The organism is Alteromonas marina, assembly GCF_000808575.1.
GTDB lineage: Bacteria > Pseudomonadota > Gammaproteobacteria > Enterobacterales > Alteromonadaceae > Alteromonas > Alteromonas marina_A.
Genome location: NZ_JWLW01000016.1, coordinates 1 through 17,584, shown reverse-complemented (window position 1 = coordinate 17,584; position 17,584 = coordinate 1). Strand labels below are relative to the sequence as shown.

Annotated in this window: 13 protein-coding genes and 4 tRNA genes; all 17 read right to left on the bottom strand. The window is 42.8% G+C overall.

The features are described from left to right. Positions 1-55 precede the first annotated feature (55 nt). The 17 genes from RJ41_RS10060 to RJ41_RS09975 all read right to left on the bottom strand — a co-directional run bounded on the left by RJ41_RS10060 (position 56) and on the right by RJ41_RS09975 (position 17,577). On the bottom strand, positions 56-847 hold the full coding sequence (locus RJ41_RS10060) for a hypothetical protein (RefSeq protein ID WP_039220062.1): 792 nt from the start codon (positions 845-847) through the stop codon (positions 56-58). A 984-nt stretch (positions 848-1,831) separates the two neighbouring features. After that, entirely contained in the window at positions 1,832-4,765 is a 2,934-nt protein-coding gene (locus RJ41_RS10055) for a DUF927 domain-containing protein (RefSeq protein WP_052235448.1), read from the bottom strand. 358 nt (positions 4,766-5,123) lie between these two features. Further along, the gene (locus RJ41_RS10045; RefSeq protein WP_039220058.1) at positions 5,124-5,414 is read right to left on the bottom strand and encodes a hypothetical protein; all 291 of its coding nucleotides are present in this window, start codon (positions 5,412-5,414) and stop codon (positions 5,124-5,126) included. Next, positions 5,414-5,638 carry a helix-turn-helix transcriptional regulator gene (locus tag RJ41_RS10040; RefSeq protein WP_052235447.1) on the bottom strand — a complete coding sequence of 75 codons (225 nt, stop codon included), beginning with the start codon at positions 5,636-5,638 and terminating at the stop codon, positions 5,414-5,416. Before RJ41_RS10040 ends, RJ41_RS10045 begins: the two co-directional genes overlap by 1 nt. Positions 5,639-5,794: 156 nt before the next feature. Beyond that, positions 5,795-6,652, bottom strand: coding sequence for a hypothetical protein (locus RJ41_RS10035; protein ID WP_039220057.1), 858 nt, complete (start codon positions 6,650-6,652; stop codon positions 5,795-5,797). Positions 6,653-6,741: 89 nt separating this feature from the next. Further along, a complete protein-coding gene (locus RJ41_RS10030; protein ID WP_039220056.1) occupies positions 6,742-7,206 on the bottom strand; it encodes a hypothetical protein in 465 nt (154 codons plus the stop codon). Between the two features lie 42 nt (positions 7,207-7,248). Then, a complete protein-coding gene (locus RJ41_RS10025) occupies positions 7,249-8,487 on the bottom strand; it encodes a tyrosine-type recombinase/integrase (protein WP_039220052.1) in 1,239 nt (412 codons plus the stop codon). 217 nt (positions 8,488-8,704) lie between these two features. Beyond that, positions 8,705-8,791, bottom strand: a tRNA-Leu gene (locus RJ41_RS10020). A 59-nt stretch (positions 8,792-8,850) separates the two neighbouring features. Then, positions 8,851-8,924: transfer RNA gene (locus RJ41_RS10015), tRNA-Cys, on the bottom strand. Between the two features lie 41 nt (positions 8,925-8,965). Next, positions 8,966-9,041: transfer RNA gene (locus RJ41_RS10010), tRNA-Gly, on the bottom strand. Positions 9,042-9,210: 169 nt separating this feature from the next. After that, a complete protein-coding gene (gene pgsA, locus RJ41_RS10005; protein ID WP_014998466.1) occupies positions 9,211-9,783 on the bottom strand; it encodes a CDP-diacylglycerol--glycerol-3-phosphate 3-phosphatidyltransferase in 573 nt (190 codons plus the stop codon). 123 nt (positions 9,784-9,906) lie between these two features. Further along, a complete protein-coding gene (gene uvrC / locus RJ41_RS10000) occupies positions 9,907-11,724 on the bottom strand; it encodes an excinuclease ABC subunit UvrC (RefSeq protein WP_039220049.1) in 1,818 nt (605 codons plus the stop codon). Positions 11,725-11,755: 31 nt separating this feature from the next. Next, positions 11,756-12,400 (bottom strand): UvrY/SirA/GacA family response regulator transcription factor, encoded by a 645-nt coding sequence (gene uvrY / locus RJ41_RS09995; RefSeq protein WP_014949610.1) that lies wholly within the window; start codon positions 12,398-12,400, stop codon positions 11,756-11,758. Positions 12,401-12,580: 180 nt separating this feature from the next. Beyond that, positions 12,581-13,309, bottom strand: a complete 729-nt coding sequence (locus tag RJ41_RS09990; protein WP_039220041.1) for a pirin family protein — start codon at positions 13,307-13,309, stop codon at positions 12,581-12,583. A gap of 207 nt (positions 13,310-13,516) precedes the next feature. Further along, a complete protein-coding gene (locus RJ41_RS09985) occupies positions 13,517-14,980 on the bottom strand; it encodes an aminotransferase class I/II-fold pyridoxal phosphate-dependent enzyme (RefSeq protein ID WP_039220039.1) in 1,464 nt (487 codons plus the stop codon). Between the two features lie 137 nt (positions 14,981-15,117). Then, positions 15,118-17,229, bottom strand: coding sequence for a 5-histidylcysteine sulfoxide synthase (ovoA, locus tag RJ41_RS09980; RefSeq protein WP_039220036.1), 2,112 nt, complete (start codon positions 17,227-17,229; stop codon positions 15,118-15,120). Between the two features lie 256 nt (positions 17,230-17,485). Continuing rightward, positions 17,486-17,577: transfer RNA gene (locus RJ41_RS09975), tRNA-Ser, on the bottom strand. Positions 17,578-17,584: the final 7 nt, after the last annotated feature.

The window sequence follows — 17,584 nt, the reverse complement described above, 5'->3', positions numbered from 1 at the left end:
TTAACCTATTTAAAAACACATGTTCAAGTAACTCAGTATTAACAGTCTGCTAATACTAATCAAACAGGCTTATCGAGTAAGCCACTACGTTTTCCCTATTGCATAAATCACAATTGAACTTGAAACCGTGGTTTATATCTCGCTGCCAGATAGAAACGGGATTAAGACAGCCTTTGTTTGCGCACGTTGCACTTACTTTATCGGGTCTGTAACTAAGCTGGTGGTTAACAGCATCAAAAGTAATTTCGTATGAAGCTGAACACTTAGAGTTTGAGCAGTGCAGATTAAACTTACTAACGGTGTAGTCAGGATCACACCCAATGCGCTCACCACACTTTTTGCAGTCGAATGTAAAAAGACCTGCTTTAGGAACGAGTTTAGAGATAGGGCTATTGATCACTTCATCCAGTAAGATGCTTAACCGTTCCAACGTTTTATTAACGCTGGTGGTATTAAGAGCGATAGGTTCTAAATCATTGTTAAAGCTAGCGTGAAGATAAGAGCCTATCTTATGGTAATGCTTACTCAATTCTTTCCGCGATAGAACACGTTCAGTCTCATCCATTATAATGTCGTTCTCGTCTTCCTTACTGGCCATAGTGAGCCTTACCCCTCTGTCAGCATATGGCGCAATCTCAAGCAAACGTTTAATAAGTCTGCTTGGCTGCCATTCTTTGAGGTCATCGTTAGACAGCACGCTTTTGTAGCACCATGCCCTTTCGTATATCAAACATTCAAGACACTGCCTAAGTTCAAGGGCCGCATACCGTAGTACCTCTTCGCTATTAGACGGTAACATGGCATTAGCGCGAATTAAGCAGCCCCGTGCTACATCCCTATATTTCATGGTAAATCCCTTCTAAATTTGCACTATCGATTCTCAATTTGCACTTTACTTTAGTCATTAACCAAGAGTGCAAACGTTTTATTTAGCTGATAAATATACAGTTATTTCTGTTATTTGCACTATTTGCACTTTTTGCAGTAGAAATATACCTATCTAACCCCGTGCCCCTTAACTTTTTGCTTTCACGCGAAGAGAAGCCCGATTCGACACACTATATTTTGGTCTTGCTGTATTGGGTATGGACAACCATAACGAGGTAAAACCCAATTACCCTTTGAGTAATATTTATAAATTAGGTCTGGTATACAATACCTTAGTGCAAACGTTCAATTTAATGGTGAGATATGACCCCTCTTGAATACGAACAAAGCTTATACTTCAAGCTAGGTATGGATTTACATATCATTTAAACCAATGATTTAATTACACTTATTACACCTTAAATTATAACCCCCCTATGAAAATTCCTAGCTGTTAAAAAAACGCGGTGCTTTGAGCCGTATGAGGACCCCTTCCAAAAGGACCCGTGAAATATTGTAGGCAAACATGACCATGAAGTGAGTTCGTTTGCAAAGGTTATGGTGGTGGGTATACGCAATGCCACCTCACTCAACTGAAGTCTGTTTAAAAGTCTTTACAACTGAAAGCGCGTTAAGCCCCGTTGCGCAGGGTAGAAGGGAGAAACTCCAGACCTAGTAAAATAGAGTGCAAATAGTGCAAATAGTGCAAACGGGAGTTGTAACTCTATGTTTATAAATACATATTTAGCATTTGCACTACTGCAAACGGCTATAAACAAAGTGCAAACAGGTACTGCATAGTGCAAATTTAATAAGATAAATGGCGTGTTATTGGTGCTTACAGAGAAAGAAATGAGCAGTTGGAGTAATGGGTTTAGGTGGTTAATCAGATGCAACAATACTAAACCTGTATATCTAAACAGGCTTAGTATATTAGACATTATCCATTGGTATATATACATAGTCAGGCTGACTTAGCTTGTTTAGCTTCGTCTTGTTCACTATCGCTTAAAGCCATTCTATCTACAGCTTCAAAGAGTGAAGATGCCTTGAACTTAATCACCTGTTGAGACTTACCACCAGCATTAGGTAGAGCTTCAGAGGTGTTTAGCTTCTTACGTTCTAGCTCTGACGGTCTAAGCATAGAAACGCCTAGATCTCTAAGCAGTCGAGCGGCCCTCTTACCATCAAACCCTTTACACATAACATCCATAAAAATATCTTTATAGACGTAATACATATGGTCTGTGGTGGCGTCTTTGTCAGGGTGCCTAATAGTAATTTGCTCTCTATAGCCCCACATTTCTAATTTAGATGGTACATGCTCATCAATGACCATAGGGTCTTTTGCCCCTCTTCTATCCCACCGTTTAAAGTGCTTTTCACCATAAAGCTTTATTTGCTTCGCCAGGTGATTAAGAAGCTGTATCTCTTCCACGTTCCCAGTACCACCCCGAATATCTACCCACATTCTGAACAAGGATATAGCCGATTGAATAGAATGGCCCTCGCTCCATCCAGTAATGCCAAAAGTTGAAGCAAGCTCACCAGCTAAGCCCACCAGCGCAAATTTCTGAAAGGCCCTTACTGCTTGTCCACCAGCATCATTACCAAGCACACGTTCTCTATAAGTTGCAATCTCTGCATGATGCACTTTGATTAGTTCGCCTAAGTCGGTACTGGTTAACTGCTTAATAAATTCTAAGAACGGTTCACCGTAGTACTTTTCACACGCCTTGTTTAAGTGGTCAGACAATGCAGCACCGTTAATAAAGTTATGTGTATCGGTGTATATGCCATTACGCTTTTTAAGTGCTTCGTCTTCGTGCTGAGAAGCTGGCAGAGAAAGAAAACGCATATGAACACCACCATTAACCGATTTGCCAATGCTGCCTAAGTAGTCATCAATAGTCTTTTCACCGTTTGACAAGAACGCTAGGTTCCAACGCTGTGTTTTCTTCTTGGCATAGTCAGGGCCAGAGCGGTTCTTTCCTTTACCGTTACCAACCATATAAATGATGCCCTCAATAGTTAAGGGGTTAGCTTCGTTCAGCTCATCGAGCGCCAATAGCATATCTGAATGTAAAGCTGCGGTATCTTCTAAGGCGTTATCAGTGGTACGCCATGAACCTTTAAATTCACTAGGCTTGCCATACACAGAGCAAGCAACATTCATTAACGTGGACTTACCTAACGAACTGTCACCGTAGAAGTGAAAGCCTACATTCTCAGAAAGCCCCATCAAGCTAACTAGGGGGCCAGTAAAGGCCAGAGACACAGCAAGAGTAAGTAAAGGGTTTCCTTCGCAATATGACGCTATTTCACGTTGCCAATCTGATATAGCGCCAGCGGCCTTTAATTTACAATCCCGAGCGTTTTCATTGTCGTAGAGAAGCGGTGACTCTGTTTTGCCTATCGTTTGGTCTGGCAAAATGAAAGCATTCTTATGCCAACCTAATTTCTTAACTAATCCTACTCTATTGGTTATGTCAGGGCAGTTAAGGTAATCAATGAGTTTTCCTTTCTCTTGCGAGCGTGGCTCTATATGAAGCCCTTCGGAAAGCAATTGTTTTCTAATGTCTGAACCACCGTCAGTAGCAAACAGGCGCTTAGGAATATTCAAGCGCTTCTCTTGACCGTCATAGTCTTTAAAGCGCACAAGTACACCCCAATCTTGACCAGAGCCACCAGCGTCACGGGTTAAGGCTAACAGTTCTAAAGGGGCGCATATTCGCTTGTATATTTCATTCCCTTTATCATCAGACTTGTAAAACGCTTCTACACCGTTATCGGTTAATTTAAAGCCTTGAGGTACATTGGGCTTAATATCGCTAGGGGCGTGTGTAATCGCCTCTTTTATGAATAGTTCACCACTTTTCTTTAACGCTTCTAAGTGTGCAGCCCCCCAACCTAGTTCAAGCGCGTCAGCGGCATCTGCTTTATCGGGCCACGTGCAATCTTCACCAAATAAAGGGCCACCTTCGCTTTCAGAAAGAGGGGTTTTAGCCAAGCTATCTAAATTTATAATTCTAATGCTTGCTGCATCTAATGATGTAAGTAAGTTCTTAAGCTCTTTAGCGCACTTAATGCCGGCATTATCATTATCAGGCCATATGATTACATTACGCTTAGCCAACGGTGTGAAATCGGCCTTACTGATAGACTTAGATCCGTTAGGCCACGTCATACAAACACAGCTAGGGAACAATGCTTTTGCCGCGTCTGCGGCCTTCTCACCCTCTGTAAGAACTACTGTGGCTTTAGGGCGCTTGGCTAGTTCGTGTAATCCGTACAATGGACGGTTTATTTTTGGTATAGACCATCGCCATTTGATTTCACCAGTAACACGGTTTCTATATAAGGCTAACGGTGCAAATACTTTTTCTTTTTTGCCGTCTATCTGTTTATCAAAGCGCAGTACTTTAAGAATGAGCTGATTGTTAGCGTCCCTGTATTCCCATGTAAAAGTAGGTAAGCCGTGCTTTAGGTGTTTTTTAAAGCAACGTTTTACAAATTCGGGCGGCACAGGCGTTACGCGTAACCACTCTTCACTATTCCTACGGGTATTTGTGGCGCTTTTGTTTGTCTTTGTTGCAACTCTATTACCATAGTTGAGTAAGTCGCTAAGCTCTTTGAATGCTTCGCCTTGGGGCTTGTTTGTAACATAAGCCACCAAGGATATAACGTCTTGTCCTTTCGCTTCACTATCTGCAAAGTCAGCCCAAACACCTGTATTGGTATTAATACTGAATGAACCAGTTTTATTGTCTGCTCTTCTTGGGTTTAATGGCTTGTACTCATGGCCCTCATGCTTTCCGTTAGGTAAGTAATGATGTAATACGCTATCAATATTACTCAACGCATACTCATTTAGGCCTTCAAAATCTAACTTACCCATTAATACCTCTTCTTACTGCAAGACTTAGCTTTGTTTATTCTGCTCATTGATTGCGATTTCACATGAGCTGAGAAAAGGGCTACAGGCTTTTGGGGTTTTCGTTTTTTTGCTTTGAAGGTTAGCCAATGCACCACACACGTAGCGCCACAAGGTAAGTTAATGACTTCCCTTGGTAGCTGATTGATTTCGGTTGCTGGTGGGTAGCAGAGGTATATTAAGTTGTTAACTGTGAATTGCTCTATAGGCTGACGGGCCACGCGTAACACTTCAAGAAAACCGAGTACTCTATGCTCACTATCCCCAATGATATACACGTGTTCGGGTTTGAGGTGCTCTTTACTTGTTAGCTCTCGTAATTTCATAGGTCTAACCCCATTTGCTTAGCTTTGTCGCTTACAGAAAGAAGGTTGAAAGTTTCGGGGATTTCGTACACCAAGCATTTGTCACCGTTAGCCAATGCATGATGTTTAAACTTGAACTGAAATGCTAAGTGACTAGAGGGGGTGTATTCCAAATAATAGCCCTCATTCTCTGTTTCCATCACTTCGCATGGGCCAGTACCGCGAGCAGCTCGAAAACCTATAACTTGATTTACAGTAGAACCGATAAAATAGAAGTGATCAGGCTTATACGGGATAGTCTTTTGCATTACTGCCCCCGTGATATTGCTATACGTTCAGCTTTCCATTGATTGATTTCTGAAAGAAGCCAGCCGCTTGCTCTACCGCCTAGGCTTATAGGAGAAGGGAACTGTGATTGCTTTATCAGTAGGTATATTGTGCTTTTCTTTAAGCCAGTGGTCCTCTCAACCTCTGGCATTCTTAAAATTGGGTCATCTGTTATAGGGGTATATGCCGATGCGCTGTTATTCATTCCAAATATCTCCACTTAAGACCAAAGTTGTTTAGGGTGGAAATATTAAATAAAACCGAAACGCCTAATAAGTGGGGATAAAGCAGCAAATAAGGAATAAATCCCCTAGGGAGATTTTGAGTAAATAAGAATAAAAACCCCCTATTACAAAAATGCTTATCGTTTGTGTGCTGCGGTTAAATCCGCTGTAAGGCCCCGTATTGACTTAGTATCTACCTCACTATAGAAAGCATCAGAAAGTCGCTTTACGCGGTCTATATGGGCTTTGTTTGTTAGGTTAAGCAAGCAGTAAGTGACATATCGTATAAAGTAAGCCCGTGGTGCATTGGTGTCATTGGGTTTCTTTAGGGTGATTTCAGGCCAGAACGGCTCATAGGTATATTGTAAATCTTCCCATGACTTAAAACGTTCAGAATCAGCATTAACCTGAGTAAGTCTCTCTAAGTCCCACATAAATCCAAATGAAGACTCAAAAACCCTTTCCTCTAATGCGCCTTTCAAAGCCTTCGCCTCTTCTTTATTCGTTACATGAAAATCAATAAGCCACGCTAGGTCTTTGTATAGGTTAAATACCCTTTCGTCAGATACTGATTGTAAGTCGCTTCCAGATAAAAGGGCTTCGAGTCTCTGTGACGTTTGAGCCACATCAGCTTTCCATTTTTGCCTGTCCTTTGCTGTTAGCTTGCCTTGGGGGTTATTGGGTCCTAAATACCCCATTACAATTACAGCAAGTAAGTCTGGAGCTGTGTAGTCGCTACAGGATATAGCATCTTTCCAGATATAAGCATTATCAGGATTATTATAAAAGAGCCTAGGAATGTCACTGATAGCTTGTGAAGCGCGCTTAGCCCTTTCGATGAGTAAACTAAGATACTCTCTACTACCATCGTTTTGTGCCGTGGCTAATTCATTATTAAGGCTTTGTATGCTTCTGGCCTTATGCTGTAAATCAGGAAGAATTTCATTTTTCCACGATGAGAACGCTTCATCTAATGAACCGAGCATTTTTGTCATACCGTACCCCTACGGAATCCCATAAAGAGGAACTGGCACAGGTGATTGGGGTCACTTTTCGGGAGCTACCCTAGCGCCAGTTTATAAGGCTAAGCTGCGGTGATAGTCAGCACGTTATAGTCAGGGTCGATATACTTGTGAAGAATCGCATGATATTCGTGTGAAGCGTCACATATCTGAGAACTAACGCTATAACAAGCACTTCTAAAAGATTGATACTCTGTAGATGAATCTTTTTGTTGGAATACACCATTTTCAAGAATGCCTAGCATTTCATCTGCTAGGGCACTTGAAGCTTCTCCTGTCCTAATGATTAACGCTAGGTCTTTAGAACTATCACCCTTACCAATGCTTTCAAGCTGGGTTAACGCACTTTTAAATGCGGGTAACATTAAGCTGAGCGTTTCTGATAACGTCTGAGACTGTGAGTCTGTATAGCTGCGACCACCATCTATAACAAGCTGCATGGTGTTATACAAACTGGTGAACGCTAGTAGCTGACTCTCATGCTCACCTGCGTCTAAGTAATTCTTCAATCTGTTATTGATTTCCATAATAATTCCCTACCGTAGTTAATTGACCCTGCACGACACTCATCAGGCTTGTTTTTTAAAAATGGGCGTAACGTTACCGTTATTCTTAAGACTATCTAAGTAGTCACTCCACCATTGCATCATTTCTTTACGTTCTTCTAAGTAACGAGCATGGTGGGTGTAAGCAGCTCTAACCCCATTCCTTTCCATATGTGAAAGCTGACGCTCTATTGCGTCTGGGTTAAAGCCAGTTTCATTTAGTATTGAAGATGCAGTAGCACGGAACCCATGTGGGTTAGCCTTGCTTTTGCCTTTAGTTTCACCATCGTAGCCCATGCGAAAAATAGCCATTCGCATAGTATTGTCAGACATTTGCTTAAACCTATCTCTTTCAGAAGGAAAAACGAACTCGAAACGAGCGCTGAACGGCTTGGTATTTTCTAATACTGCAAGTGCTTGCCTAGAAAGTGGCACGATGTGATCGGACTTCATTTTCATTCTATGCGCTGGTATCCGCCATAGCTTTTCTTCTAAGTCGAATTCATCCCAACGAGCACCGGCTAACTCACCAGGTCTAACAAAAGTGTGTACTAATAGTTCAATAGCTAGCTTGGTGAGTAAGCGGCCTTGCTGGTGGTAGTCATCTAAATCACGTAGAAACTGTGGCAATTCTTCCCTTGGTAAAGAGGCCCTGTGCGATGTTTTACGCTTTTCCAGTATCCCGGATAGCTCAGAAGCAGGGTTATGGAGTAGAACGCCAGTCTGTACAGCGAAACGACACACACGCCTTATGTCTTGAAGTACTCTTTGTGCAACATCGAGCGCGCCACGCGTTTCTATTTTTTGAACGGTTCTAATTATATCTTGAGGTGTGATTTCACCAATGGGCCGCTTGCCTAGCGTCTTCAACGCATTATCATTTAAACGAGTCCAAATTCGGGCGGCATGGCCCTCGCTCCACTGGCCCTTTTGTTTGTTCCACCAAAGCCGTGCTTGAGTGTTAAACAGTTCTATTTCGCTTACAGAAGAAAGGTGCTTCTTTTCCTGCTTTATAGCGCTAGGGTCAATATCATCCCTTAATAGCCTTCTAGCTTCTGATACTGCTTCTCGTGCATCCTTCAAAGATACTTCTGGATAGACGCCAATTGCCAGCGTCTTTTGTTTACCCTGAAAACGATACTTAAGACGCCAGTACTTAGAGCCATTCTTTTTCACGAGCAAGCGCAAGCCCTTCTCATCTGTGAGCCATATATCCTTTGTGCTTGCTTGAGCTTGTTTTATTTGAATGTCTGTTAAGGGCATGTGGTGCTACCTATCGTCTGATTAATCGACTGGTGCTACCAACATGCTTACTTGCTGGTGCTATTTAGTCGTAATTGAATCTATGTAGCACCGAATGTAGCACCATGTGCTTAGGGATGACAATAGACCGTATTGGACGTAGTAAGACACAAAAGCCTGATAAACAGTAGGAATAAAGGCGAAAATTGACTGGTATGGAGTGTGTTAAAACATGAAATGGTGCCCGGGGCCGGACTTGAACCGGCACGCTGTTACCAGCGAGGGATTTTAAATCCCTTGTGTCTACCAATTTCACCACCCGGGCATCGGGTTGCTTTTCAGCAAAGGTGTCAGGCGTAGAACCTGATGCTGCGTTGCAGCGTTTGGAGGCGGAACCCGGAGTCGAACCGAGATAGACGGATTTGCAATCCGCTGCATAGCCATTCTGCCATTCCGCCAGATGCGTCTGGCGCGTGATTAAAACTCATCTCTAAGAGATTGGAGCGGGAAACGAGATTCGAACTCGCGACCCCGACCTTGGCAAGGTCGTGCTCTACCAACTGAGCTATTCCCGCATGTCTTAATCGACCATTTCGTTTGGTTGATGTCCTCTCGAAATGTGGGGTGCATTCTACCTACCCATTCAAAACTGTCAACACAAAAAAGCGTTTAAATTGAGATAAATGCGGTTTTTTATGATCGTTTGCTATTTTTTTATTCACTTTGATTAAACCGCGATCAATTCTACTTTGTAGCACCACTTCGAAGGTGTGGCCACGCTGCTTTTGTATAAACAAACATTGACCAAATTGACAGCACTGCAGAGAAATATAAAAGAATATACCCCAAAGAAACCCAATAAATTGTTACGCCCATAAAGGTTTCTAAGCCTGAAAGTAAACCAATTAAGGCTAACATTTGCGCAGTTGTCTTTGCTTTACCTATAAAAGACACTTTAACCGCATCTCTTACGCCATTCGACCCCATCCATTCACGCAACGCCGAAACATAAATCTCACGAACCAATAGCGCTATAGATGGCAACGTGATCCAAAGATTTGCATAACTATGAGTAATCATAAGAAGAGCAGCGCCCACAATCAGCTTATCAGCAACTGGGTCTAAAAACGCACCAAAGGGTGTGGACTGCTGTAGTTTTCTTGCTAAATAGCCGTCAAACCAATCGGTAATGGCGGCAAGCCAAAAAATAAACGCGCCCGCCTCGTGTGCCCAGCGCCAATCAAGGAAATAAACAACTACAAATACAGGAATAAGGATTACTCGGAATAAAGTAATACAGTTTGGAACAGTCCACATAAAAAGTACGTCTCGGTGTTATGCCTCTATGGGCGTTTTAGCGCGGTAGCGTATAAGCTCTGCATCTTTCATTTTTGTAACACATTACCTTAATTTGCAATGTAATGCTTGTTACTCATTCATTTATTGATGAAGATGATCATAAATGGTATCCGCCAACTCAGGGCTAATACCAGGTACGCTCGCAATCTCATCTTTGCTGGCTTTTTTAAGGCCTTGTAAGCCCCCCATAAATTTAAGCAGCGTTTGTCTTCGTTTAGCGCCAATACCCGGTATGCTTTCTAAACTAGACGTGGTTTTAACTTTTTGACGTCGGTTGCGATGCCCGGTAATGGCAAATCGGTGTGACTCATCGCGAACGTGCTGAATAAGGTGAAGCCCTGGCGAATGACTGTCCATGGGAAGCACCTGATGACTACCAGCTAGAATTAGCGTTTCTAAACCAGGCTTACGGGTAGTCCCTTTTGCCACACCTAAGAGCATTGGCTTTTTGTCATGCGGCCAGTCTTCAAAAAACGCTTCTGCTTGGGCAAGCTGGCCTTTGCCACCATCAATTAATAGAAGGTCTGGAATTTTTTGCACTTCTTTTACTGATTTGTAGCGACGTTTCAACGCTTGAGCCATGGCCGCGTAGTCATCACCTGGGGTAATGCCTTCAATGTTGTATCGACGGTAATCACTTTTGTGCGGACCTTCACGATTAAATACTACGCACGAAGCCACCGTTTGCTGGCCAGACGTATGTGATATATCAAAACACTCCATGCGTTGAATAGGCGTATCAACTTCCAGTGCCGCTTCTAAGTCGAGATAGCGTGCGAAAACAGATTTTTGCTGGCTGTATTGAGCATCTAATGCAGTTTGTGCATTTGACTGAGCAAGTTGCAGGTACTTACGTTTCTCTTCTCTCGCCCCTTTAAAGAAATGCACTTTGTGCCCTGCCTCACTAGCAAGCACCTCTGCTATAGCATCTTCATCGCTTAAGGTGTTACTTAACACTATTTGCTTCGGGATCACTTTGTTGCCGGCCAAATAGAACTGCAGAAAGAAGGATTCAAAAACTTCTTGCTCATCGGCAGTATTAGGTACTTTAGGAAAATAGGCCTTGCTGCCTAACAGTTGCCCTTCGCGAATAAACATTACCTGAATACACGCCATATTGCCTTTTAACGCAAACCCAAACACATCCATCTCGTCTTGGGTACCGGCAACCCACTGTCGTTCCTGCACTTTTCTTAGCGCGTTTATCTGATCGCGGTAACGAGCCGCTGCTTCAAAGTTTAACGCTTCGCTGGCTTTTTCCATTTTTTCCACCAGCCCACCAATCACTTGCTGGTTTTTGCCTTTCAAGAACAAGCGTGCAAAATTGACCTGCTCTTTATATTCTTCATCGCTCACATAGCCTTCTACACACGGCGCACTGCAGCGCTGCATCTGATACTGAAGACAAGGTCTACTGCGAGCTCGGTAATAGCTATCCTCGCACTGACGTACGGGGAAAATTCGCTGCATTGAACGCAAGCTTTCTCGCACCGACCACGCACTGGGGTATGGTCCAAAGTATTCGCCCTTTTTCTTTTGAGGGCCGCGATGAAAAGAAAGCCTTGGATGTTCGTGGTCGGATAAGAAGATAAAGGGATAAGACTTGTCGTCACGCATGACCACGTTGTAACGCGGTTTGTATTTCTTGATGAAGTTGTTCTCAAGCAAGAACGCTTCGGTTTCGCTGTTTACAACCGTGACATCCATGTTCGCAATCTGACTAACTAGCGAACGCGTTTTGGCGTTATCAAGATTACTACGAAAATAGCTTGATACGCGCTTTTTAAGGTTTTTGGCTTTTCCTACGTAAATAACCTCTTCCTGACTATTGTACATGCGGTACACGCCAGGTTGAGAGGTTAGATTCTTAAGAAATGCTGCTGAATCAAATGCAGACATAATCACTTTGACGTTGCGCGTCTAGTGACGCTTAAAAGGTGTTAGGATTGATAAGCTTATGACGATAGGCCAAGTGCGTTAGCTCTACATCAGAATTTACGCCTAACTTTTGAAACATTCGGTAACGGTAAGTATTAACCGTTTTTGAGTTAATACTGAGTTCTCGGGCTATATCCGGCACTTTGTGACCTTCGGTTAATCGCATTGCTATTGTAAGTTCTCTACTCGATAGCTCGTCAAACGGATTATCAGAACTAGGCAATAACTTACCTATGGCTATGCTATTGGCCACTTCTTGATCAACATACTTTTGTCCTGCCGCAACTTTATGGATAGCGCGTATTACTTCGTCTGGCTCTGCATCTTTTGTCAGAAAACCGTATGCGCCTGCGTCCATAACTTGCATTGGAATAGGACTTTCCTTGTGCATTGAAACACAAATAACACGCGTATTTTCAGACATACGAACAATTTTCTTTGTCGCTTCCAGTCCACCAATACCGGGCATATTCACGTCCATGAGTACCACATCTGGCGCATTTTTTCGGCACAAAAGTACCGCGTCTTCACCGTTCTTCGCTTCTGCGAGGATAGTAAAATCGTCTACGTCTTCCAGAATCCGGCGTATCCCTGTTCTGACCAAATCATGGTCATCTGCTAGGATTATTTTTATCACTCTAGTATCTCACTGACTTCAGTTTTATATACAACTGGATTAAAGACTAATAAAACTCATTAATGAGAATTATTACCAGCCTTTAGTCTTATTCAAGTCATCATACCACGAGATAAGCATTCGTGAAGTAGAGATACACAATTTGAAACTAAATTATTGATCTAGATTACTTTTAGACAGCTATTTAGGTAATTCAAACCACAAGGCCACACTTTCCTCTGAGGCTTTCAGACGAATGATGTCTTGCTCATAAATACCCAAAGCATCGCCTGCCCCTATTTCAACTGCATTCGTTTCACTGTCTACCACAGCCTGTACATTACCGCTAATCATATGAAGGTAACCCTTTTGGTCTTCAGTGCCATGCTCCCATGTTTCGCCAGCTTTCAATGTTAAACGGCTGATTGCCGCATTTTGCTTAATGCGTAATGACCCTTCCCCACCGTTATCACTTACTAATAATTCAAGCTTTGAATCATGGTTATTTCCACCCGCCTGTGTGCCAAAGGTTTTTTGCGCATAGCTGGGCGTACCGCCTTTTTCATTGGGCAGAATCCAAATTTGCAGAAAGTTAACAGGCTCTTCAGTAGAAGGGTTAAACTCTGAATGCATTATACCCTTACCTGCACTCATTACTTGCACGTCACCCGCAGGCACTACGTACTCATTACCGGTATTATCTTTGTGCTTTAAAGCACCGCTCACAACATATGAAATTATCTCCATATCTCTGTGACCGTGGGTTTCAAAACCTCTACCGGCCTGAACAACATCGTCATTGATAACCCGTAGCGCTGAAAACCCCATATGTTTTGCGTCATAATAGTTTCCAAACGAAAAGCTATGTTGGCTTTTTAGCCAGCCAAAGTTCACTTTTCCTCTTTCATTCGCTTTTCTCAAATACATCATCTTGCATTCCTTATAACCGTAAGCCGCCACTGACTCTTCTGCCCAACAGGAGTAACGCTGGGCGATAGAACATGTGTTAAGGGCTAATTATTTAATAAGGCCATTTTAATCCTCTTTAATAGAAATAAAATGTCATATATTTGAGATTATTATTCTAATATTTAGAATAAAATTGACTGTCGATCAACAGATGCGAGTTAAGCTACGCTAAGAAATAAAGCACAGTCTTTGCAGCGCGGTTTCTACAACCGCAGGGTGACAGGCTAAATTTAGCCTAATATGGTGTGGAGAACCAAAGGGCGCGCCGTCGTTACCTATCACGCCTCGCTCAATGCATCCTTCAACAGTGGTCACGGGTGAATATTTGAGAGGTTGACGAGAAGCGTCACCTAAAGGAGCTTCATCCACAGAAGCGATACTGTTCGGCTGTTTTAAATGCGAAGGGAACGTTGAAAGGTCTAGCCACAAGAAATAACCAGCGCTGCCCATTGTATAATTAACAGATAAACCATAGTGCTCAAAGAAGCGCACAACAAGCTTTCGGTTGAAGCTCAACGCACATTTTACGCTGTCTAACCAAGTACTTCCCTTCTCATATGCGGCAATCAACGCAACTTTTCCTAAATTACTTGCGTTCAGGTGCCTGCTATTAATAGCTTGGGCAAACGTCTCTCTGATCGTTTTATCCTTAATGACCGCATACGATGCACCTGGAATACTCGCTAGGTTAAACGCCTTGGATACGCTATTGATGTGGATAATGCGTGGCAGTTGATGAGTATGGATGTTACCACCGTTTTGACTTTCTTGGCGCCTCTCTCTCTTATTGTTTACCTCTGCACCAAACATGGGGATTAGCGTTGGTTCATTTGACGAGTTAAATGCAAACTCGCTGTGCACCTCATCAGTGATGATTAAAATATCGTTCTTGGCGCAGAAGCTCAAAATAACAAGCTGCTCTTCTGCACTTAACACTGTACCTGTAGGGTTATTAGGATGGCAAATCACAAATGCAGCCGCAGCACTATCGAAGGCTGAAGTATCTATAGTTGCGTGAGAACCTTCGACGTCTTCCTGACGACTCTTGCCGCTATCCTTTGTCGCGGCAACTTCAGAAAGCTTAGTCTGAATTTGACGCGTGTTTTGAATGACTGGAATAGATACTGGCGTTAAGCCGTTATTATGAATAGTCTCTGTTAAAGGGGAATAGGTTGGTGTTAAAACCATGACTTTTTGACCAGGTTGGCAAAAAGTGTGAAGCGCAACGTCTATTGCTCCTATTGCGCTCGCAACATCCACAACATCGCCACTTTCTACTTTAAAGCGACTACTTTTTTGCGTGGTACGCTCAAACCGTTTTTCTACCGCGTCACCGATATCAAGGGACTGATATCCATAAGTAGAGCGAAGGTTTTGTGTAATCGCGCTGAGAATTTCATCACAAGGCGGGATGTCCATATCCGCTATCCACATTGGAATAGGGTCTCGCTGAGACGCGACAACGTTCGCTTGAGATGAAGACGCGCCCTGAAAGCGGCGAAATATCGCTGAATATTTAAGACGAGTTTGATCGAGTTTCAGGTGAGAAGGTGCCTGCCATACATCCTTGTAAGGCATAAACTCGCTTTGCATAGCGTTGAACACGGGGAAATGGCTTAGCGCGTTGCTCACCTTCACATTATCCTATTTATATAGCCTTACGCATTTACTATTGGCTAAAGGCCTTCTGAAATCTACTATACTTATAAGCACGTTACACGCGTACCGCGCTCACTTTATACTGCACACACACTTTAATAGACACCGTGTTATTCTATCTTTTCAAACACGTTAAATTCAGAAAGCGTATGTTGGTATTTCCGCTTTGTTTCTCGAATGACAAATGGAATGTCTTTAGGTTCAGCAATTCGTTTAAAGCTCTGACCTAATGCATCTTCAAGCGCCTGAGTAGAGCTAAGCGTTTCACCATTTTCATCTTTGTAGCCGCCCAACCATTCACTTCTTTCGGTATACTCTTCCAACCATGTAAAGGGGCTGGCGACAACGAGCAATCCACCTTTATTTAGCCGCGTGGCCATGTCCGTTAATACCTTTCTTGGACTATACACTCTATCAATAAGGTTGCCTAAGAAGATCAAGTCGTAGCCTGTGAATTGCGGCTTCAAATTACACGCATCACCTTGTGCGAAAGCAACCTTGTCTACACTGTCATCTAAACCGAGCGCGGAGAGCTTGCGCGCCTTAAACGACGTAAGTTCACCTTCTTCTATAAGGTTATAGCGTATTTCACCACGCTCTTGCATCTCAAACGCTGTTTTTATAAAGCGTGCAGAAAAATCGATGCCATCGACATGATCGAAGTATTTTGCAAGTTCAAAGGTAGAACGACCAACGGCACACCCCAAATCTAACGCTTTAGCGTGTTGACGCCCTTGCATAGCGTCAATACAAAACTGCGCACTGGCTTTAGCAAAATTAGGGACGCCGTAGTACTCGTCGCCGTAATGAAATTCACTGTATTGCGAAACCTGTGTATCACTTTCATAATCAAAATCGTTCACTGCTATAACTCGCTTTCCTTGAACATACCGAAACCCCGCGTGCTGAAAGAAGTGGCGCCTAAAAGCGTAACGACTATCTTTCATTGCTTCGTTACCAGTAGATACCCAACTGCCACCTTTAATGAGGTTATGCTTATTGTCAAATGTGGGTGTTGTAAAGTCGTCATACAAAGGATGAACGTTAAAGCCTTCAAACGGATAGATGGGTGTTTCCGTCCATTGCCATACGTTGCCAACAACATCATAAAATTCGCCGGACTTATTAACATTAACAGGTTCACTCGACGCATATTTTTGCAGCGCTATATTAAAGCCTTCGCTGTATACGGTTTGTGTTACACCAGCCTGCTGACGTAACGCTTGCCATTCATTTTCAGTCGGCAGACGGATAAGCTCACCCGTTTTTTCACTCAAGTAGTTACAAAACGCTTTCGCTTCATGATAATTCACATCCACAGGCCAATCTAAAGGTAGTGGATGCTCTTCAAGCATACTGCGATATAAATACTCATCACCCTTTTTAATCCAAAATACAGGGTGCTGCGCTTTAGTATATTCACGCCACTTATTACCTTCAGCCTCCCAGTATTTTGCGTTGTTATAGCCGCCGTCTTGCACAAACGATAAATACTCACCATTACTTACAAGAAATTTAGACGCACTAAACTCGCTAACGGATTCTTGCTGAGAACCATATTCATTGTCCCAGCCGTAATAAGCACTGTCCCACGCTTTGTCATTTATGACTTTCTGTGCCGGAACGGTCATTAAAACATTAGCCTCTAACGCTTCAGCATTAGTTTGCATAGTGCTACATGCAGGCCATTCTGGGCTGGGGCGTACCGATGCAATGGGTAGCTGTCGGATTAGAACAGATGAGGTTTCTAAATGAATACGTTCATGCTCTATTCCCATAACAACGGGCCACATTGGACTTTCCCAGTCAATAGGCATGCTAAAAGACATGGTATCTATTAAATCGCATACCAATGTGCGCACTTGATTACGATATTGACGTACCTCTTCCACCTTCGGCCAGTCGTAATTTTCATCGTTGAGATCATCCCAACTCATTTCATCAACACCAATGGCAAATAGCGATTCAAATTTTGGATTAATGCGCTCGTTTATTGCTTTAGACAGTACTAATTTATTGATAAAGAAAGTAGCAGTATGACCAAAATAGAAAATTAACGGATGGCGCAACTTTTCAGGTCGTTGATAAAACACGTCATCATTGGCAAGACAAGAGAAAAGCGATTCGTAGGTATCAAAGGAATCGAGGAAATAAGCCTTTATTTCCTGTCTTTTTTGCTCAACTGTTCCGTCCCGTAAATTAAGTGTGGGCATTGCCTGCATAATGTCCTCTCGATTTTTGTTATTACTACCAACTGCGTAGGACCAGCGCCATAAAAATAAAAGAAGAGCGCTTTTAAATGCCGTAATGATTTCAGTTGATTATTAACCTTTTTATATATATCAAGCTTTTGTGAATAAAGCGCGACATAACTTGGTTTTTATGAAGTGTTTTGTAGTTACAAGATACAGACAGGATGAGATCAGAAAATATTTCACCCATAAAAAAACCCGCAGCTAAGTGCGGGTTTTTCGTATTTGGCGGAGAGTGAGGGATTCGAACCCCCGGTGGGTTTGACCCCACGTCTGATTTCAAGTCAGGTGCATTAAACCGGGCTCTGCCAACTCTCCTGAAGTG

Bases quoted from the DNA above. Each gene is read 5' to 3' on its own strand.
- RJ41_RS10060 (WP_039220062.1), bottom strand. From the start codon at position 847: ATGAAATATAGGGATGTAGCACGGGGCTGCTTAATTCGCGCTAATGCC.
- RJ41_RS10055 (WP_052235448.1), bottom strand. From the start codon at position 4,765: ATGGGTAAGTTAGATTTTGAAGGCCTAAATGAGTATGCGTTGAGTAAT.
- RJ41_RS10045 (WP_039220058.1), bottom strand. From the start codon at position 5,414: ATGCAAAAGACTATCCCGTATAAGCCTGATCACTTCTATTTTATCGGT.
- RJ41_RS10040 (WP_052235447.1), bottom strand. From the start codon at position 5,638: ATGAATAACAGCGCATCGGCATATACCCCTATAACAGATGACCCAATT.
- RJ41_RS10035 (WP_039220057.1), bottom strand. From the start codon at position 6,652: ATGACAAAAATGCTCGGTTCATTAGATGAAGCGTTCTCATCGTGGAAA.
- RJ41_RS10030 (WP_039220056.1), bottom strand. From the start codon at position 7,206: ATGGAAATCAATAACAGATTGAAGAATTACTTAGACGCAGGTGAGCAT.
- RJ41_RS10025 (WP_039220052.1), bottom strand. From the start codon at position 8,487: ATGCCCTTAACAGACATTCAAATAAAACAAGCTCAAGCAAGCACAAAG.
- pgsA (WP_014998466.1), bottom strand. From the start codon at position 9,783: ATGTGGACTGTTCCAAACTGTATTACTTTATTCCGAGTAATCCTTATT.
- uvrC (WP_039220049.1), bottom strand. From the start codon at position 11,724: ATGTCTGCATTTGATTCAGCAGCATTTCTTAAGAATCTAACCTCTCAA.
- RJ41_RS09990 (WP_039220041.1), bottom strand. From the start codon at position 13,309: ATGATGTATTTGAGAAAAGCGAATGAAAGAGGAAAAGTGAACTTTGGC.
- ovoA (WP_039220036.1), bottom strand. From the start codon at position 17,229: ATGCAGGCAATGCCCACACTTAATTTACGGGACGGAACAGTTGAGCAA.